Source organism: Kitasatospora sp. NPDC057223, assembly GCF_042669755.1.
GTDB lineage: Bacteria > Actinomycetota > Actinomycetes > Streptomycetales > Streptomycetaceae > Kitasatospora.
In genome coordinates this window covers 60,748-78,712 of sequence record NZ_JBHUWW010000008.1, presented here as the reverse complement: position 1 = coordinate 78,712, position 17,965 = coordinate 60,748, and the positions used below count along the sequence as shown (strand labels likewise).

Here is a 17,965-nt window from a genome sequence, read left to right as displayed (position 1 = left end):
ACAAAATGAGTTACACTGTATTCCCCAAAAACCCTAGACTTCGTCGTGAATTCCCACCCACGCGCCCCAAACTAACTGGTTGGGGACTGCCCCGGGGGGGGGGGCCCCCCCCCCCCACCCCCCGTGAACAGCCGCCGGACGCGGCCTAGGACACCCGCAGCACCGGCCGCCCGGCAGGCGCGGCGGCCCCGCCGGGCGCCGGACCGCTGGACGAACGCACCACCAGATCCGGCTCGAACGACACCTCGTCATGGTCCACCCGGGCCCCCGCGATCTCGCTCACCAGCAGGTCCACGGCGGCCTTCGCCATCGCCTCGATGGGCTGGCGGATCGTGGTCAGCGGCGGATCGGTGCAGGTCATGAAGGAGGAGTCGTCGTAGCCGATCACCGAGAGGTCCTCCGGCACCGACAGCCGGTGGCGCCGCGCCGCACGGATCGCCCCCAGCGCCAGCGGGTCGCTCGCGCAGACGATCCCGGTGACCCCCTGGCGCAGCAGGCGCCCCGCGGCGGCCTGGCCGCCCTCCAGCGAGAAGAGCGCGCGCTCCACGAACCGGTCCGACAGCTCCAGGCCGGCCCGCCCGGCCAGCGCCCGGGCGGCGGCCAGCTTCCGGTTGGACGGCACGTGGTCCTGCGGCCCGAGGATCAGCCCGATCCGCTCGTGCCCGAGCTGCCGCAGATGCCCGAACGCCTGCTCCACCGCCACCGCGTCGTCGCAGGACACCCGCGGGAAGTCGAGCGCGTCGGTCCCCGCGTTCAGCAGCACGGTCGGCACACCGCGCTCGGCCAGCTGGGCGTAGTGCCCGTGCGGGGCGTCGTCCTGGGCGTAGAGACCGCCGAAGAACACCACTCCCGAGACCTGCTGCTGGAGCAGCAGGTTCACGTACTCCGACTCGGACACCCCACCGGCCGTCTGGGTACAGAGCACCGGTGTGAAACCGTTCTGCGCCAGTGCCGCACCGACGCTCTCGGCGAAGGCCGGGAAGATCGGGTTCGACAGCTCCGGCAGGACCAGCCCCACCAGTCGCGAGCGCTGCCCCCGCAACAGCGTGGGCCGTTCGTACCCGAGCACGTCCAGCGCCGTCAGGACGGCCGTCCTGGTGCTCTCCGAGACGCCGGGCCTGTCGTTGAGCACTCGACTGACCGTCGCCTCGCTCATTCCGACCTTCTTTGCCACTGCTGCAAGCCGTCGCGTCATGACTGCGATCCTAGGGCAGAATGATCGCCAATATTTTCACAGCACTGCTCATAATTTCCAGTCTTCGAGCAGCTCGACTCCGCCGATCCGCTCGGCGGCTGCACCGGAGGGCCTGCCCCGGGGCTCCGCGGCGCGCCCTAGGCTGGGCGGCGGGAGCGACCGGCACCCACGACGGGGAGGACGACGATGAAGCTGCGCTGCGCGGTACTCGACGACTACCAGGGCGTCGCCCTGTCGGCCGCCGACTGGTCAGGGCTGGCCGGCACGGTGGACGTCACGTCGTTCCCGCAGCACTTCGCCGGCCCCGGCGAGCTGGCCGACGCGATCGGCGACTGCGAGATCGTCGTCGCCATGCGCGAGCGCACCCCCTTCACCGAGCAGGAGTTCGCCCGGCTGCCGCGGCTCGCCCTGCTCATCACCTCGGGCATGCGCAACGCCGCCATCGACCTGGACGCCGCCGCCCGGCACGGCGTCACCGTGTGCGGCACGGCCAGCCACTCCGAGCCCCCGGTCGAACTCACCTGGGCCCTGATCCTCGGCCTGGCCCGGCAGCTCGTCCCGGAGAACACCGCCCTGCGCGAGGGCGGCCCCTGGCAGAGCACCCTCGGCACCGACCTGCACGGCCGGCGTCTCGGCCTGCTCGGCCTCGGCAAGACCGGCAGCGCCGTCGCCCGGATCGGCCAGGCCTTCGGCATGGACGTCACCGCCTGGAGCCAGAACCTGACGGCCGAGCGCGCCGGGGCCGCGGGCGTCCGGCTCGCCCCGTCCAAGGAGGAGCTGCTGGCGGGCAGCGACTTCGTCTCGGTCCACCTCGTCCTCAGCGACCGCACCCGGGGGCTGCTCGGGCCGGCCGAACTGCGGCTGATGCGGCCCACTGCCTACCTCGTCAACACCTCCCGCGCCGCCGTCGTCGACCGCGCCGCACTCGTCGAGGCCCTGCGCTCGGGGTGGATCGCCGGCGCCGGCCTCGACGTCTTCGACGCCGAACCGCTCCCCGCGGACGACGAGTTCCGCTCCCTGCCCAACCTGCTCGCCACCCCGCACCTCGGCTACGTGACCGGGCGCAACTACCGCGCCTACTACGGCCAGGCGGTGGAGGACATCGCCGCCTACCTGGACGGCAAGCCCATCCGCCGGCTGGGCTGACCCGCCGCAGCACCCTCCGGTCCGCGCGGAACGCGAGGTCGCAATCCCGCCGGACTCCGCTCCCCCGCCGGTCGATGATCGTGTCAGTTCCGCAACCCGAAGAGGAGTTGGACCGGCATGACGCAGAAGCTCGACGGCAGGGTGGCACTGGTGACCGGCGGCAGCCGGGGGATCGGCGAGGCGGTGGCCCTGCGGCTGGCCGAGGACGGCGCCGACGTCGCCCTCACCTACCGGCAGGACGCCGAGCGTGCCCGGGCCGTGGCCGGAAAGATCGAGGCGATGGGCCGCCGGGCCTGGGCCGTCCGGGCCGACAGCGCCGACCCGGCCCAGGTCCGGGCCGCCGTCGACGCCGTGGCGGACCGCTTCGGCCGGCTCGACATCCTGGTCAACAACGCGGGCGCCGGCGTCCTCGGACCGATCGGCGACCTGTCGCTCGCGGACGTCGACCTCGTCCTCGACGTCAACGTCCGGGGATCGTTCCTGGCCGCCCAGGCCGCCGCCGGACACATGGGCCCGGGTGGCCGGATCGTCACCATCGGCAGCTGCATGGCGGAGCGGGTGGCCTTCCCCGGCGGCAGCCTCTACGCGACCAGCAAGGCCGCACTGACCGGCCTGACCAAGGCGCTCGCCCGCGAACTCGGCCCGCGCGGCATCACCGCCAACCTGGTCAACCCCGGCCCCACCGACACCGGGATGAACCCCGCCGACGGCCCCACCGGCCCCGCCCAGGCCGAACTGACGGCACTCGGCACCTTCGCGCGGCCCGACGACATCGCGGCCACGGTGTCCCACCTCGCGGGAGCCGACGGCCGCTACATCACCGGCGCCGCCATCGCGGTCGACGGCGGCTTCGCGGCCTGACGCCGGCGGACCGCCTCCCCGTCCCCGCCTGCTCCCCTCTGCCGGCCTACGGGGCGGAGCCGCGCCGGGGCTGGAGGGCGGTCAGCGCGGCGGAGAGTGCTCCCCAGGCCGCGATGCCCACGATCAGGGTGACCAGAGCGGGCAGCCAGGTCCGGGCAAGGAGTCCGACGGCGAGAGCAGCGTTCACCAGTGCACTGCCGGACGCGAACCGGACCTCGGCACGGACCCGGCCCATGGACCGGCTCAGGCCGTCCACCAGGGGTTTCTGGACGCCCAGGAGCACCGGCCCCATGACCCAGCTCAGGATCAGCACACCCCACCAGGGCACCGGGGACATGATCAGCAGCAGGAGGCAGGCGACTCCGGAGACGGCGAGCACCAGGAGGACCCCGTCGAGCGATTCGGCCTTGTCGCCCTCCGCCGGCGATTCGATCTTCATGGCGAACGCCAGCAGGAGCATCGACGCGACTCCCACCGTCACCGCCCAGCCCGTGGACCAGGAGGCGAATGCGACCAGTTGCAGCGCGATCACTGCGCCGCCGGCCGCCGCCGCCCGCCACAGCGCTTTCGAACGAGGGACCTCCGACGCGTCGACCAGCTCCGGCTCCGGCCCGGACGGCGCCTCGGCCGCGGTGGCGGCGGTGGCGGCGGTGGCGGCGGTGTGACGACGGACGACCGACGCGGCGAGGGGTCCGGCCGCCCGTTCGGCCGCCCGTTCGGCGACCGGTACGGGCCGGTCGAGCGCTGTCGGCGGGTGCGGGCGCGGCTGCAGCCACCACGCCGGGTGGGTTTCGGCGGCTGCCACGTCCGGGGCCTGCTGCACCGCCGCCGCCGGCCCGGGGCGCGGTGCGGCCGGCTGCGGTGCGGCGGGGTTCAGTACAGCTGAGTGCGGAGCGGCGGGGGCGAGCAGGGCCGTGAGTGCCTCCGCCGTGGCGGCGGCACTCTCCGGGCGCCCGTCGGCGGTCTTGGCGAGCAGGCGCAGGACCAGACGGTCCACCTCGGCGGGAACCGCCGGCCGGTGCACGCTGGGCGCCTCGGGTCGCCTGGTCAGGTGCTGGTTGAGGACAGCCAGGGGCGCACCGGTGAAGGGGGGCCTGCCGGTCAGCAGCGTGTGGAGGAGGCAGCCGACGGCGTAGAGGTCAGCGGCGGGGCCGATGCTTCGGTCACCGCGGGCCTGCTCGGGTGCCATGTAGGCGGGGGTACCGATGGTGAGGCCCGTGCCGGTGAGGGCGAGGTCCTCGTAGACGTGCTTGGCTATCCCGAAGTCGAGGATCTTGAGGTGGCCGCCGGGCAGCAGCATCACGTTCGCCGGCTTGATGTCCCGGTGGACGATTCCGGCGCTGTGGGCGGCGGCGAGTCCGGTGCAGACCTGTGCGGCCCACTGGAGCGCGTCCCGCACGGGCGGCAGGGCTCCCTCGGCGACGACCGCCTCCAGCGAGTCGCCGTCGACGAGCTCCATGACGAGGAAGGGCACGCGGCCGTGTTCGGGCCCGGCCCGGCCGAAGTCGTGGATGGTCACGATGTAAGGGCTGGTCAGATTCCCCGCGGCCTTGGCCTCCGCCGCGAACCTCTCGGCGCCCGTGCCCGCCGTCCCGGCGCCGGTCAGCACCTTGACCGCCACCGGGCGCCCGACCCGTTCATCGAAGCCGCGCCAGACCTGCCCCATGCCGCCGGCCCCGAGAACCGCGTCGAGGCGGTACCGGCCGTCGAGTTTCGCTCCGCGCATACCCACCCCGTCACAACCTCCGGAACGCAGCCGGTCTCGTCACGCCCCACCCGGTCGTGCACTCTATCGGGGCCGCCGGACAGAGCGGGCGGCGTGCCGTCCTCCGGTCGGCCGCGCGCGGCCGGGCCCACCGACGGCGGACCGGACCGGGGCCGGGCGATGACGTTCGGTCTATCTATCAGGAACCTTGCCTGATAGATTCCTGCACCGCGAGGCCATAGGTCCATACCAATGGGGTCTCGTCTCGGTTGTCGACGCGCACTGCGCGGCATCAGAAGGGGAGGACCCGGGCTCATGGGCGACTATCAGGAGGCCCGACGGGCCAGAATCCGGTTCGGTGTGGTGTTCGCCGTCCACGGAGCCGTCACCGGCAGTTTCGTCACCCGGATCCCGTGGATCCAGCACCACCTCCACCTGAACCCCGGCCAACTGGGCATCGCCCTGCTCGCCCCCGCGGTCGGCGCCTTCCTCGGGATGCCGCTGGCCGGACGGATCGCTCACCGCCACGGCCCCCGGGCGGCCGTACGGGGCCTGATGGCACTGTGGTGCCTGTCGCTGGCCCTGCCCGCCCTCGCACCGAACCTGGCAGTGCTGTGGGCATCCCTCTTCGTGTACGGAGCAGCCTCGGGCATGGCCTCCGTCCAACTGAACGCCCAAGGGGTGGAGGTCGAACGGCGGCTCGGCCGGTCGATCATGTCGGGCCTGCACGGACTCTGGAGTGCGGGCGGACTGATCGCCTCGGGATTCGGTGTGCTCGCCGCCAACCAGCACCTCGACGCCCGGCTCCAACTGGCCGTCACCTCACTGGCCCTCACCGCGCTGGGCACGGCGGCCTGCAACGGGCTGCCGGATCTCCGCCCCGGCGCCGGGCCCGACACCCGACAGGAAGCCCCGCCCCGCTTCGCCCTCCCCCCGCGGTCGGCCCTCACGATCGGGCTGGTCGGCTTCTGCGCCGTCTTCGCCGAAGGCGCCAGCATGGACTGGGCGGGCGTCTACCTCCGCGACGTCACCGGAGCCTCGCCCGGCCTCGCCGCCGCCAGCTTCACCGCCTTCGCCGCCACCATGACCGTTGCCCGTCTCGCCGGAGACCTCGCCGTCCGCCGCCTGGGCCCGGTGCGTACCGTCCGCACCGGGGGAGCCGTCGCCACTCTCGGCGGGCTGCTCGTGGTCTGCTCCGACTCGCCTCACCTCGCCATCCCCGGCTTCGGACTGATCGGCATCGGCATCGCGGCCGTCGTCCCCCTCGCCTTCGCCGCCGCCGGGCGCACCGACGAGCCGAGCCGGGCCATCGCCGGTGTCGCCACCATCACCTACACGGCCGGCCTGAGCGCCCCCGCCACCATCGGCCTGATCGCCCAGACCGTCTCGCTCACCGCCTCCTTCGCCCTGGTGACGGCACTCACCGCCGCACTCGTCGCGACCGCCGGAGCCCTGCTCCGGAACCCCGCCGCACCGCACACCGCCATCGCGGCCCGCAGCGGCGCCACCTCCGAGAAGACCGCCGGCGCCGTCTGACCGGTGCGGAGGGCGCCGGGCCGCCCGCCCCCGCATCCGGCCGCCAGGTAGGGGAGTTCGAGGGGAAGGCCGTACGCGGCCGTTGGCGACTGTCCGCCTCTGCTCCGCAGTCCGCTCACGCGTCACTCACCCGGACGGCCCCGAAAAGCAGCAGCACCCCGGCCAGTCGAAGTGGCCGGGGTGCTGCGCTACAGGTCGGAGGGCGTCGACCGCCTCGTTCCTCGTGGGCCGCCAGGGGCTCGAACCCTGAACCTACGGATTAAAAGTCCGCAGCTCTGCCAATTGAGCTAGCGGCCCGCCGGCCTGCGCCTCCCGCTGTCGCGGTACGGCACCTGCCGGGGTGATCCTACCTGGTGGGCCCCGGGCATCCGCCAGCGGATTGCCGGTGCGCGTCGGCCTGTCGGCGGCCGGTGGGAGTTGCCCGGGTCAGTGGTCGGCGGGCGGGGTGTAGTGGGCGGCGCGGACGCGGCGCAGCCAGGCTTCGGCGGGGGCCCGGTCCGGGGCGGGCGGGAGGACGCCGGGGCGGGTGAAGCGGTGTTCGGCGTCGGCGAGCAGGGTGGTGGCGAGGTCGGGCCGGTCGGCGATGCGTTCGCCGAGTTCGCGGACCTGCTCGGGGTCGGCGACCCGTAGGACGATCTCACCGGTCTCGTGCAGCCGGACGCCCTGTTCGACGAGCCGGACGAGGTGCCGGGCGTGTTTGGCGGCCCGCGCCCGGGTGGCGGGGTCCGTGGTGTCGCGGGTCAGCAGTTTTCTGAACTGCTGCTGGGCGTAGCCGAGGTAGGAGCTGCGGACGGCGCCGGCGCTGAGGAAGGAGTCGCGGATCTCGATGAGTTCGGCGCCGAGCGGGGTGCGGATCTCGTACAGCTCGTCGGGGAGCCAGGCGAGTTCGGATGCGGTGGGGTTGCAGCCGAGGGCGAGGCGGCACCACTTGGCGGCTTCGTGCAGGGTCCGGTCGGGGGCTGTGGTGACGTGGGATTCGGCGGGCCGGTCCAGGCCGTGGAGCGCCTCGGTGGGCACGGCGAACAGGCCGAGCCGGTCGAGGTCGGAGCCGGCGTGGGCGAGGCCGTACGCGGTCGAGCCGACGATGCCGGAGAGCAGGACGTGCCGGGGCTGGGACATGCCGTCTCCTCGGGAGGGCAGCGGGCTCGGGGCAGGGTCCGGCCGAGTCTGCCCTGCTCGCGACGGCGGGGGCGAACGGATTTCCGGTACGTCGCTGCGGCCCGGGCGGCGGGCCGGCGCCGATACTGGCCGCATGGCGAACTCGGAGATCCCCGCTGCCAGGCTCCGGGCCTGGTGGGCGCACCGGCAGTGGCTGGACGGCTCGCGGCCCGGGGCTGCGGCGGCGGACGTGCTGGCCGCCACCGGCTGGGCCCGCTCGGTGGGCGGCGCGGCCCCGTACCTGGGGCTGTTCGCCCGTGCGGGGCTGGGGCGGGAGGCGGTGGACGCGGCCGTCGCCCGGCTGGAGGTGCACGAACTGCCGTCGGCGCGCGGCTGTACGTACGTGCTGCCGGCCCGCGACTTCGCGCTCGGCCTGGCCGTCGGGGCGGGCGCGCCGGAGAGTGAGCTGGCGGCGGCCGGGAAGCACCTCGGGGTGTCGCGGGACGAGATCGAGAAGCTCTGCCTCGCCATCGCCGAAGCCCTGTCCCCGCTGCGGCCGTTGGAGCCGACGGCGATCCGGGAGGCGGTCGGCGGGTCGGTGCGGGTGCTCGGCGAGGCGGGGAAGAAGCGCGGGCTGTCGACGACCCTGCCGCTGGCGCTGGGTCTGCTGCAGGCGCGCGGGCTGATCCGCCGGGTGCCGGTCAACGGCCGCCTGGACCAGCAGCGTTACGGCTACGTCGGCTGGGACCAGCCGGTCGCCGGGACGGCCGCCGACCTCGCCCGCCGGTACTTCTCCTGGGCCGGCCCGGCCTCGCTCAGGCACTTCCGCTGGTTCTCCGGGTTCACCGTCGCCACGGCGAAGCTGGCCGCCGCCGAGGCCGGGGTGGTCGGCGTCCCCGGCACCGACCTGCTCCTTGCTCCCGAACTGGCCGACTCCTTCGAGAACTTCACCGTCCCGGCGGAGCCGTACTACACCCTGCTGGCCGGAATCGACGGCATCCACCTGCTGCACCGCGACCTCGCCCGGCTGGTCGACCCGGCGGACGCCGGGCGCCCGCTGCCGGCGGGCCGGGCCGGGCGGAGCTTCGGCGGCGAGGCGGACCCGCAGACCCACGTCGTGCTGGACCGGGGCCGGATCGTCGGCTTCTGGGAGTACGACACCGGCGAGCAGGAGATCGTCCACCAGCTGTTCGTCCCGCCGGACGCCGCGCTGCGCGAAGCCCTGCGCCGGACCGAGGCGTTCGTCCGGGAGCAGCTCGGCGACGCACGCGGCTTCAGCCTGGACTCGCCGAGGAGCCGGGCCCCGAAGATCACCGCCCTGCGGGCCGCCGGGTCACCATCCGGTTGACAGCTCCGTCGGCAGATGGCCGTAACCTGCCTTCCCCACCGGCTTGGTGGCGAGCCCGGCCTGCAACTCGGCCGGTACGGCGGCATACACGCCGGGGTAGCAGTCGCCGGGGAAGGCCAGCCGCTCCTCCCCGGGGACGAGCGCGAACCGCGCGTCCACGGCGTCCTGGCCCGCGGCGGCCGGCCGGTTGCCCCGCGCGTCCAGCCGCACCCAGTTGCCACCGGACGGGCCGGGGCCGGCCCAGTGCACGGCGACCATGGCGTGCAGCACGTTCAGCCGCTGGTAGCAGAGCCCGGCCGGGATGCCCTCGGCGCGCAGCAGCGCGGCCAGCAGGTGGGCCTTGCCGTGGCAGATGGCGTCGCCTTCGGCGAGTACGTCGGAGGCCCGGTAGGCGGCGCTCCAGCGCTGGACGTCCGACGAGTGGTGGATCCGGTCGCGGACGTACTCGAACGCGGCCGCGGCGGTCGCCTCCCTGCTGTCCCCGCGCAGGCGGGCGGCCAGCGCCCGGATCTGCGGGTGCTCGTGGTCGATCACGTCGTCGGCGGCGAGGTACGGGGCGAGGCCGGGCTCGACCGGTTCCGGTGTCAGCATCCGGCCATCCTGCGCAGGCACCCGGCCGCTGTCACCGGAGTATCAGCATCCGGGACAGGCCTGTTCGGGTACCGTCGGGGCATGTCCGAGGTCATCCTGATCACCGGCGGCGGCCGTGGTATCGGCGCCGCCACCGCCCTGCTCGCCGGCCGGCGCGGCTACCGCGTCTGCGTGAACTACCGTGCCGACACCGCTGCCGCCGAAGGCGTGGTGGACGCGATCCGCGCCGAGGGCGGCACTGCCGTCGCCGTACAGGCGGACGCGAGCCGCAGCGCCGACGTCGAGCGGCTCTTCAGCACGGTGGACGGCGAACTCGGCACCCTCACCGCCCTGGTGAACAACGCCGGCACGCTGGAGCGGCAGTCCCGGCTGGACGAGCTGGACGAGGACCGGCTGACCCGGATCTGGGCGGCCAACATCACCGGCCCCTTCCTCTGCGCGGCCCAGGCCGTCCGCCGGATGTCCACCCGGTACGGCGGCAAGGGCGGCGCCATCGTCAACGTCTCCTCCGCGGCGGCCCGGCTCGGGGCGCCCAACGAGTACGTCGACTACGCCGCGTCCAAGGGGGCGCTGGACTCGATGACGCGCGGGCTCGCCCTGGAGGTCGCCGCCGAGGGCATCCGGGTGAACTGCGTCCGCCCCGGACTGATCCACACCGGCATCCACGCCCTGGGCGGCGAGCCGGGCCGCGTCGACCGCGTGGCGCCCGGCCTGCCGATGCGGCGCGGTGGCACCGCGGAGGAGGTCGCCGAGTCGATCCTGTTCCTGCTCTCACCCGCCTCCTCGTACACCACCGGCGCGTTCCTCGACCTGGCCGGCGGGCGCTGAGCCACCACCCCGGACTTCCCCGAATCACCCCTCCCGGCCGGGGCCGCCCACCTACCGTGGAGGCCATGACCGACCGCGAGTTCGACTCAGCGCCCGCCACCGCCTCCAGCGCGGCCTTCGTCGACGTCCCCGGCGTCCGCAACCTCCGCGACGCCGCCGGCACCGGCGGCGCCGGGCGTCTGCGCCCCGGCCGCCTCTACCGCTCCGGCTCCCTGCACGGCCTCACGCCGGAGGGCGCCCAGCGGCTGAAGGCCGTCGGCCTGCGCACCGTCATCGACCTCCGCAGCCCGGCCGAACTCGACACCTTCCCCGACCTGCGGCACGGCCTCGACCACGACCTGCTCCACCTGCCGACGTTCCCCGTCGACCGCGAGAGCGTGGACACGCCGTGGCCCGACGACCAGGCCGGCCTCTACCTCTACCTCCCCGAGTTCGCCGGCCCGTCGATCGCCGCCACCATCCGCCGGCTGATCACCCCCGGCGCCCTCCCCGCCCTCGTCCACTGCGCCGTCGGCAAGGACCGCACCGGCATCACCATCGCCGTCATCCAGCACCTGCTGGGCGCCACCGACGCCGAGATCACCGCCGACTTCCTGCTCTCCAACACCGGCCTCGGCCTCCTCGACGGCCCGAGCCCCTACATCGACGAGGCCGGCACCGAACGCATCTCCCGCCCCGTCACCGCCACCCTCCTGCACTCCGCCCTCACCTGGATCCGCGACACCCACGGCTCGATCACGGCGTACGTCCACGCGGCGGGCGTGACGGAGGCGGAGGTGGCGGCGCTGCGGGTGGCGCTGGGGGATTGATAGGTGTGCTTGTGAGCCGGACGACCCGCGACGACCACTTCAGGACGTGGGCGACCGTTTCGTTACGTCCTACTGACCGGTGTTCTCCCCTTCCCTCACATCAAGGCCATAGAGTCACGTTGTGGAAGCGCGTACCAGGCCACTGGTCGCGGTGGTAGGTACGGACAGGTCCATGGAGTAATGAGCAGCACCGATACCCCTGTGTGGCAGTACGAGGTCCCAACCAGCGGGAGCAAACGCCTGCCCCCCGACCCTCGTTATGTCGAAGCTCTTAGCAGCCAGGGGTACGGATTCGAAGCGGCTCTCACAGATCTGGTCGACAACTCGATCGACGCGGGAGCCCGCGACGTAGTGATCCACTTTCTGCGGGAGGGCGATCAACTCGTCAGCCTGCTCGTCGTGGACGACGGCGGCGGGATGGACGAAGCAGCTCTCGACATCGCCATGACCGTGGGCGGCCGACGCGACTACGAAGGGGCCGCGTTGGGAATGTTCGGCACGGGTCTGAAGTCGGCCTCACTGTCGCACGCCGAGTCGGTCACGGTCGTCAGCCGTACGAAACGCTCACGGGCCGCCGGGCGCCGACTGACGACGAACGGATTCAAGGACGACTTCAGTTGCGACATCGTCGACCCCACCTACTGCCAGAATCTGATCGACCGTTACGACATGTTGATCTTGTTCCACGGCACTGTCGTCCGGTGGGACGGCGTGAAGGATTTCCCCAAACACGGTGGAGCCGGTCAGACCGACCGCTACCTCATGCGTACCCTCGACAAGCTCGGCCTGCACCTCGGCCTGCACCTCCACCGATTCCTTGAACGCGACGACTTCAACATCACGATCGCCATCGAGGATGTCTCGACCGGACAGACCCTCTTCGACTTCTCCGTCCAACCGCTGGACCCGTTCGGCTACCCCGTCACCGGAAAGGCCGGCTTCCCTCGGACGTTCACCGCTGACGTGAACGGGATCGCCCCTGTCGAGATGGTGGCTCACATCTGGCCTGCCAGGTCCAACCTCCCGCAGTACCGCGCGGGCGGAAGCCTGCTCGACAGGCAGGGCCTCTACTTCTACCGGCACGACCGGCTGGTGCAGGCAGGCGGCTGGAACCGGTTCCGCCAGGCGGAGCAGCATCTGGCCCTCGCACGGATTGCCATCGACCTTCCTGATGCCGCAGCGGATGTATTCCGGCTGACCGTCAAGAAGTCAGGCGTCGAAGCCTCCCCCTCCTTCATCAACGCACTCGAACACGCCCACGACACAGATGAAGTCGAGTTCGGGCAGTATCTGAAGGACTCGGAGTCCGTCTACCGGGAGTCACGGCAGAGGAGCGTTCGAGAACGAAAGCCTGTCATCGCTCCGGGCAAGGGGATCGCTCCGTCGGTGAGGTCTGCGATCAACGAGGAGCTCACTTTCCTGCAGGGCGAGGACCCGATCGAGCTGGTATGGAGAACCCTCGACGAGGATGTCTTCTTCCAGCTGGACCGCGCAGGCCACATCATTGTGCTCAACTCGCGCTACCGACCCGCCATCACGGGTGGACGTCGCGGATCGCTCAACGACGCACCGATGGTGAAAACCATGCTGTATCTCCTTCTGCACAAGGTCTTCGAGTCGGAGGTTCAAGGGGCCAGGGAGAAGGACAATCTGCAACTCTGGCAGAACATTCTCATCGCTGCGGCCCGCACCGAGCTCGACCGGGCAGATCAATGACCGACCACGGCGTGACGATACCGTGGTCGGTGATCCACTCCTATCTGGAGACCGGCGAACCGACGTTGATCCCGATCGTGGGAACGCCTCGGATCGAATACTTCGTCGACCCGTACGCCAGCCGCACCGGACTTCGGGCAGCTGTCGCATCGACAACACGTGCACCTTCCTCGCCACTCTCCGCTGTCACTACGAGAATCGTGGCTGACGGAAGCACCCGCCTCCTCGAAATTGCGTCCGAGGAGCACTCCCTCTTCCGCGACTTCCACGAGCTGCTCGGAGGGGTGGTCGAGAGAGTCCGACTCGACGGGCAGAGCCCGATCGATGCCTTCACGGCCACCGTGACGTCATGGTCCGATCTGCTCCGTCGGCTCGGCCGAATGGGCCTGCCCGAGCAGCTCGGACTGCTCGGCGAGCTCTTCACGCTGAGACGATTCGCCCGCGCACTGGGTTGGCAGGCCGCTCTCGATGCGTGGAAGGGCAGCGAGCACGAGGAGCACGACTTCGGACTGTCCAGCCTCGATCTGGAGATCAAGACCACCTCCGGTGAACGACGCCTCCATACGGTCCACGGCCTGGGCCAATTCACCGCCACACCGGGGCGTCCCCTGTGGGTGCTGTCCCTTCAGTTCACCCGTAGCGGCGTAGGCGGGACCAGCATCGTCACCGAGATCGAGCAGCTCCGATCGGTCCTCGCAGCCGAGGCCGGCCCATCGGCCGAGGTGTTCGAGAGGAAGCTCAAGGCTTCGGGTTGGACAACTGACGTCGAGCGACATCCCCCAGAAGATCGATGGTCCCTACGGACTCCCCCACTGCTGCTCCGGGTCGATCACAGAATGCCCTGTCTGGGACCGGAGTCCTTGCAGGCCCTGCCCGAAGGCATCCGCAGCCGCATCCTTGAGATCAACTACCGAGTCGACTTGACGGGACTGCCCGGCGAGGTCGCGGTATCGCCCGAATTGCAGCCCCTGACCGACTGATCGAAGAGCCTTCCGTCCTCCTGAACGCATCCATGCAGGAAGCATCGACATGACCAACGACTCCATCTTGCAACTGCACAGCACCGTCCTTGCCGGAATGCGAGAAATGGGGCCGAAACGCCTCGTCAGGTCATTGGACTTCCACGCCGAGGACATCGTTCCGATCCCGGACGCGAGCGAGGACGGGTTCCGTTCGCAGCTGCTCGCTGCGACCGCCGGAGACAGGCTCACCGAATTGTGGCGCAAGTCCCTCGCCCACTGGGACTTCGCTGACAATCCTGCCTGGGCCACGACCCTCCGCCGTACGACCGACCGCCGTACAGAGATCTATGATCTGCTGTTCTTGACGGCGGAAACACGTAAGGTCCTCGATGAGTTGGTTCCGGTGGCCGCCGAGGTGGGGCCCACCGTCATCAGCGAGACGTTCACACCCTGGTACTCGCCCGGGTCCCAGCAGGGCCGTGCATTTTATTGGCCTGCTTACGCCCGGATGTTGGAGGCCAAGGGGTGGTCCCCGGAGGCCGTGGCCGGTATCGATGACGCAACCACCAAGGTCGTGGAGCGACTCGCTGATCCGGCGGCTGCGGAGGCCTACCAGTCGAAGGGGCTCGTTGTCGGCTACGTCCAGAGCGGTAAGACGGCCAACTTCACGGGTGTCGTTGCCAAGGCTATCGATTCCGGCTACCGCCTGATCATCGTCCTGGGGGGCACACTCAACCTGCTCCGGGCCCAGACCCAGCGTCGACTGGACATGGAGCTGGTGGGCGAGGAGAACATCCTGGAGGGTGCCGATCGCACCGACCTCGAAGCACTGGCCGGCATCGATTACCAGACCGACGAGGATTGGATCAAGGGAAAGTTCATCCGTCACGGCGGCCTTCCGTCACTTCAGGGCGCGGTCGACATCACCCGCATGACGACCCGGGACTATGACTTCAAGCGGCTGCTCCGGGGAATTTCGGCACTGGATTTCAAGAAGCACAATCCCGCCCTCCCGTTGCACGACCCGCAGAACCTGCACCGAAGTGCCGCCTGTCTGATGGTCGTCAAGAAGAACAAATCGGTGCTGACCAATCTGGTCAACGATTTGAAGAAGATCCGCACACCACGGGATCAGATCCCTGTTCTCATCATCGACGACGAGTCCGACCAGGCATCGGTGAACACCTCGAATCCCAAGAAATGGAAAGAGGGAAAGGTTCAACGGACCGCCATCAACAAGCTCATCAGCGAACTTCTGGAATTGCTCCCGCGGGCCCAGTATGTGGGGTACACCGCTACGCCGTTCGCCAACGTATTCATCGATCCGTCCGACTCGGTGGACATCTTTCCCCGCGACTTCATCATCTCTCTCGATCGTCCTCAGGGATACATGGGCGTACAGGAGTTCCACGACCTCGAATCCGATATTCCAGAGCACGAACGCACGGTGGCGAACTCGCAGGAAAAGGCCTTCGTGCGGGGAATCGCGCCGGCCGATGACGACGACGACAGTGCTCTGCAACGCGCCGTCGACATGTTCGTTCTCACTGCGGCGGTCAAGCTCTACCGACGGCATCACGGGCCGGACCCCGAGGCCTTCCGCCACCACACCATGCTCGTCCACGAGTCGGTTCTCAAAGCCGACCATCGGGACGCCGCCGAGCGGATCCGTCAGCTCTGGTTCGGAGCCGGGTACACCGGACCGACCGGGCAGGCCAGGCTCCGTTCGCTGTTCGACACCGACCTCGCACCGGTCAGTGCAGTGCGGGCGGACGGCGCGCCGACCCCGACCTCGTTCGAGCAACTGATCCCCTACCTGGGATCCGCCTACTTCGAGATCACGGGAGCCCAGTCGGATCCGGTTCTCGTCGTGAACGGCGACGCGGAGATCGAGCACGGGACGGCTGACTTCGACCAGCGTCCGATCTGGAAAATCCTGGTGGGTGGGACCAAGCTTTCCCGCGGCTTCACCGTCGAAGGTCTGACCATCACCTACTACCGCCGTACCACCGCTCAGGCCGACACGCTGATGCAGATGGGACGCTGGTTCGGGTTCCGGCAGGGCTACCAGGACCTGGTACGGCTGTACATCGGCCGGTCGGAGGCTTTCGGCGCCAAGACGGTCGATCTCTACGAGGCATTCGAGGCAATCTGCCGGGACGAGGAAGCCTTCCGCGATCAACTTCGCAAGTACGCGGAGCTGGTCGACGGTGCACCCCAGGTGACTCCTGCCCAGGTTCCTCCGCTCGTGGCACAGCACCTGCCCTGGCTGCGACCCACCGGGCAGAGCAAGATGTTCAACGCGGAACTCGTCGAGATCCGGTCACCGGGCGAACCGCACGAACCCACCGCCTATCCGCTGTCGCAGGCAGACCTCCGGGCCAACGTTGCGGCCTGGCGGCCGTTGCTCGACCATCTGGACGGGACGCCGTCGGTGTTCAACTGCCCCAACCCCGCCACAGGCCAGACCCGACCGTTCACCGCCTTGACCGGCCTCGCGTCACGGGGCGAAGTACTCTCCGTACTCGAAGAGCTGCGCTGGCTGGACCGGAGCTACTTCGCACCGCACCTCGAATACGTGCGTGGCCTGTCAGAGGCCTCATTGGTGGACGACTGGTTGATCATCGCACCTCAACTGACCGCCCGGACGAGCGTCAGCGCAAGCATTCTCGGCTCCCGTCCTCTCACCCTCGCACAACGCCAGCGACGTCGTGATCCGCTCTTCGGCGCGATCAGCGAAGGCCACCACCGACCTGCTCTGTCGCGACTCGCCGGGGCAGGAGTACGCACCGACGATCCGATGACCGAGTCCTTGGTGAAGGCACGGCGAGGTGTCCTGGCTCTCTATCCGGTGGTGACGAGTCCCCCCGATGCCCTGGTCACCAACGGCGCCGTCGACCCCAGCGCTCTGGTCATGGCCTTCGTCATGATCGCACCCGCTTCGGCACGACAGTCGGGACAGAAGATGGTGAGGTTCCGAACCATCGATTCGTCCCGTTCAGGGCAGGCGATCATCGACACGGCGGCGCACTGACACCGCGTGTCATGACTGTTGGGATCCGCCGCACGACCGAATGTCCGCGGCGGGTCCTAACGTTGGGTACAGGAGACACAGCGCACCGATCGACAGGGGAATCAGCCAATGGGTGCTCGGCAGGCTCGACTCACTGCCATCGACCTCTGTGCCGGCGTCGGCGGTCAGGCGATCGGGCTCGAGGCTGCCGGATTCGAGGTGACCACTGTGCTCGACATCGACGCGGACAGTTGCCGCACACTGGCCGACAACCGCCCTGCCTGGCAGGTGATCAACGAAGATCTCCACCAGGTGGTCCCCACGGATCACCCGACTCTGGACCATGCCGATCTGCTGGCCTGCGGACTGCCCCGTTCGCCCTACTCCGCTGCGGGAAGACAGTACGCCGGTGACGACAGGCGGGACACCCTTCGGGACGCGCTGGACATGGCGGGTTACGTTCAGCCCCGCGCCTTCGTCCTGGAGAACATCCCAGGTTTTGTGAACTCCAAGAAGTTCAACGCCGAACGTGATCTGGTCCGCGCGGAGCTTAAGCAGTCGGGCTACGAAACAAGTTGGGCGGTCTTCGACGCCCAACACTTCGGTGTGCCGCAGCGCCGTGAACACGGGTTCATGGTTGCCATGCGCCCGCACGACATGGCGAACTTCAGCTGGCCTGAACCTCCTCGACCGTCATGCCCGACCCTTGGGGAAACCCTACGGACATCGATGGCCTCGAAGGGGTGGCCGGAGGCCGACCGATGGGCCGCACTGGCCTCGGAGGTCGCGCCCACCATCGTCGGTGGCGCGACGAATCGTGGAGGGGCAGATCTTGGCCCGAGCCGATCGAAGGCCATCTGGGCGCGCCTCGGTGTGCACGGCGCCAGCCTCGGCAACGACGTGCCGAGCCCGGATTTCCGGTTGGATCTCGAAGCCGAATCCCGTGACGGTCTGCCCCGACTCACCGTGGACCAGGTCTGCCTGCTTCAAGGGTTCGCCCCGGAATGGCGGATCCATGGCAAGAAGACCTCGGCCTATCGCCAGATCAGCCAGACTGTCCCGCCGGTCGTGGCCGAGGCGGTCGGGCGACAGATCGAACGTGCACTTCGCGGGGTTCCCACCGATACGACGTCGACCAGCACCAGGCTGTTCTGAAC

At 70.0% G+C, this 17,965-nt stretch carries 14 protein-coding genes and 1 tRNA gene; 10 read left to right on the top strand and 5 right to left on the bottom strand.

Going from position 1 to position 17,965, the window contains the following annotated elements:
* Window positions 1-145: 145 nt before the first annotated feature.
* Entirely contained in the window at window positions 146-1,195 is a 1,050-nt protein-coding gene (locus ACFUK0_RS05585) for a LacI family DNA-binding transcriptional regulator (RefSeq protein ID WP_380246751.1), read from the bottom strand.
* Between the two features lie 186 nt (window positions 1,196-1,381).
* Here ACFUK0_RS05585 and ACFUK0_RS05580 point away from each other — a divergent pair, with 186 nt between their 5' ends.
* Both ACFUK0_RS05580 and ACFUK0_RS05575 read left to right on the top strand, forming a co-directional pair.
* Window positions 1,382-2,341, top strand: a complete 960-nt coding sequence (locus ACFUK0_RS05580; RefSeq protein WP_380246750.1) for a D-2-hydroxyacid dehydrogenase family protein — start codon at window positions 1,382-1,384, stop codon at window positions 2,339-2,341.
* 117 nt (window positions 2,342-2,458) lie between these two features.
* Window positions 2,459-3,202, top strand: a complete 744-nt coding sequence (locus ACFUK0_RS05575) for an SDR family NAD(P)-dependent oxidoreductase (protein WP_380246749.1) — start codon at window positions 2,459-2,461, stop codon at window positions 3,200-3,202.
* A gap of 46 nt (window positions 3,203-3,248) precedes the next feature.
* Here the strand turns inward: ACFUK0_RS05575 and ACFUK0_RS05570 are convergent, their stop codons facing one another.
* The gene (locus ACFUK0_RS05570; protein WP_380246748.1) at window positions 3,249-4,928 is read right to left on the bottom strand and encodes a serine/threonine-protein kinase; all 1,680 of its coding nucleotides are present in this window, start codon (window positions 4,926-4,928) and stop codon (window positions 3,249-3,251) included.
* 294 nt (window positions 4,929-5,222) lie between these two features.
* Here ACFUK0_RS05570 and ACFUK0_RS05565 point away from each other — a divergent pair, with 294 nt between their 5' ends.
* Window positions 5,223-6,443, top strand: a complete 1,221-nt coding sequence (locus ACFUK0_RS05565; protein ID WP_380246747.1) for an MFS transporter — start codon at window positions 5,223-5,225, stop codon at window positions 6,441-6,443.
* A gap of 224 nt (window positions 6,444-6,667) precedes the next feature.
* Here the strand turns inward: ACFUK0_RS05565 and ACFUK0_RS05560 are convergent.
* Both ACFUK0_RS05560 and ACFUK0_RS05555 read right to left on the bottom strand, forming a co-directional pair.
* A tRNA-Lys gene (locus ACFUK0_RS05560) sits at window positions 6,668-6,740 on the bottom strand.
* A gap of 129 nt (window positions 6,741-6,869) precedes the next feature.
* A complete protein-coding gene (locus ACFUK0_RS05555; RefSeq protein WP_380246746.1) occupies window positions 6,870-7,562 on the bottom strand; it encodes a DNA polymerase beta superfamily protein in 693 nt (230 codons plus the stop codon).
* Between the two features lie 133 nt (window positions 7,563-7,695).
* On the opposite strand from ACFUK0_RS05555, the gene ACFUK0_RS05550 reads away from it, so the two are divergent.
* Window positions 7,696-8,889, top strand: a complete 1,194-nt coding sequence (locus tag ACFUK0_RS05550; protein ID WP_380246745.1) for a DNA glycosylase AlkZ-like family protein — start codon at window positions 7,696-7,698, stop codon at window positions 8,887-8,889.
* Here the strand turns inward: ACFUK0_RS05550 and ACFUK0_RS05545 are convergent.
* Entirely contained in the window at window positions 8,875-9,480 is a 606-nt protein-coding gene (locus ACFUK0_RS05545) for a transglutaminase domain-containing protein (protein WP_380246744.1), read from the bottom strand. The genes ACFUK0_RS05550 and ACFUK0_RS05545 overlap by 15 nt on opposite strands.
* 81 nt (window positions 9,481-9,561) lie before the next feature.
* On the opposite strand from ACFUK0_RS05545, the gene ACFUK0_RS05540 reads away from it, so the two are divergent.
* From ACFUK0_RS05540 to ACFUK0_RS05515, 6 genes are all read left to right on the top strand, one after another.
* Window positions 9,562-10,308 carry an SDR family oxidoreductase gene (locus ACFUK0_RS05540; protein WP_380246743.1) on the top strand — a complete coding sequence of 249 codons (747 nt, stop codon included), beginning with the start codon at window positions 9,562-9,564 and terminating at the stop codon, window positions 10,306-10,308.
* Window positions 10,309-10,373: 65 nt separating this feature from the next.
* A complete protein-coding gene (locus ACFUK0_RS05535) occupies window positions 10,374-11,117 on the top strand; it encodes a tyrosine-protein phosphatase (protein WP_380246742.1) in 744 nt (247 codons plus the stop codon).
* Window positions 11,118-11,297: 180 nt separating this feature from the next.
* Window positions 11,298-12,833, top strand: coding sequence for an ATP-binding protein (locus ACFUK0_RS05530; RefSeq protein ID WP_380246741.1), 1,536 nt, complete (start codon window positions 11,298-11,300; stop codon window positions 12,831-12,833).
* Window positions 12,830-13,813: a PD-(D/E)XK motif protein gene (locus ACFUK0_RS05525; protein WP_380246740.1), complete on the top strand. Its 984-nt coding sequence runs from the start codon at window positions 12,830-12,832 to the stop codon at window positions 13,811-13,813. The genes ACFUK0_RS05530 and ACFUK0_RS05525 overlap by 4 nt, the downstream gene beginning before the upstream one ends.
* Window positions 13,814-13,862: 49 nt before the next feature.
* Window positions 13,863-16,829, top strand: coding sequence for a Z1 domain-containing protein (locus ACFUK0_RS05520; protein ID WP_380246739.1), 2,967 nt, complete (start codon window positions 13,863-13,865; stop codon window positions 16,827-16,829).
* Window positions 16,830-16,937: 108 nt separating this feature from the next.
* Window positions 16,938-17,963 carry a DNA cytosine methyltransferase gene (locus ACFUK0_RS05515; RefSeq protein WP_380246738.1) on the top strand — a complete coding sequence of 342 codons (1,026 nt, stop codon included), beginning with the start codon at window positions 16,938-16,940 and terminating at the stop codon, window positions 17,961-17,963.
* Window positions 17,964-17,965: the final 2 nt, after the last annotated feature.

Excerpts from the sequence above, each read along its gene's own strand:
- ACFUK0_RS05550 (WP_380246745.1), top strand. The coding sequence starts at position 7,696 with ATGGCGAACTCGGAGATCCCCGCTGCCAGGCTCCGGGCCTGGTGGGCG.
- ACFUK0_RS05580 (WP_380246750.1), top strand. The coding sequence starts at position 1,382 with ATGAAGCTGCGCTGCGCGGTACTCGACGACTACCAGGGCGTCGCCCTG.
- ACFUK0_RS05540 (WP_380246743.1), top strand. The coding sequence starts at position 9,562 with ATGTCCGAGGTCATCCTGATCACCGGCGGCGGCCGTGGTATCGGCGCC.
- ACFUK0_RS05535 (WP_380246742.1), top strand. The coding sequence starts at position 10,374 with ATGACCGACCGCGAGTTCGACTCAGCGCCCGCCACCGCCTCCAGCGCG.
- ACFUK0_RS05565 (WP_380246747.1), top strand. The coding sequence starts at position 5,223 with ATGGGCGACTATCAGGAGGCCCGACGGGCCAGAATCCGGTTCGGTGTG.
- ACFUK0_RS05525 (WP_380246740.1), top strand. The coding sequence starts at position 12,830 with ATGACCGACCACGGCGTGACGATACCGTGGTCGGTGATCCACTCCTAT.
- ACFUK0_RS05585 (WP_380246751.1), bottom strand. The coding sequence starts at position 1,195 with ATGACGCGACGGCTTGCAGCAGTGGCAAAGAAGGTCGGAATGAGCGAG.
- ACFUK0_RS05555 (WP_380246746.1), bottom strand. The coding sequence starts at position 7,562 with ATGTCCCAGCCCCGGCACGTCCTGCTCTCCGGCATCGTCGGCTCGACC.
- ACFUK0_RS05575 (WP_380246749.1), top strand. The coding sequence starts at position 2,459 with ATGACGCAGAAGCTCGACGGCAGGGTGGCACTGGTGACCGGCGGCAGC.
- ACFUK0_RS05530 (WP_380246741.1), top strand. The coding sequence starts at position 11,298 with ATGAGCAGCACCGATACCCCTGTGTGGCAGTACGAGGTCCCAACCAGC.
- ACFUK0_RS05545 (WP_380246744.1), bottom strand. The coding sequence starts at position 9,480 with ATGCTGACACCGGAACCGGTCGAGCCCGGCCTCGCCCCGTACCTCGCC.
- ACFUK0_RS05520 (WP_380246739.1), top strand. The coding sequence starts at position 13,863 with ATGACCAACGACTCCATCTTGCAACTGCACAGCACCGTCCTTGCCGGA.
- ACFUK0_RS05570 (WP_380246748.1), bottom strand. The coding sequence starts at position 4,928 with ATGCGCGGAGCGAAACTCGACGGCCGGTACCGCCTCGACGCGGTTCTC.
- ACFUK0_RS05515 (WP_380246738.1), top strand. The coding sequence starts at position 16,938 with ATGGGTGCTCGGCAGGCTCGACTCACTGCCATCGACCTCTGTGCCGGC.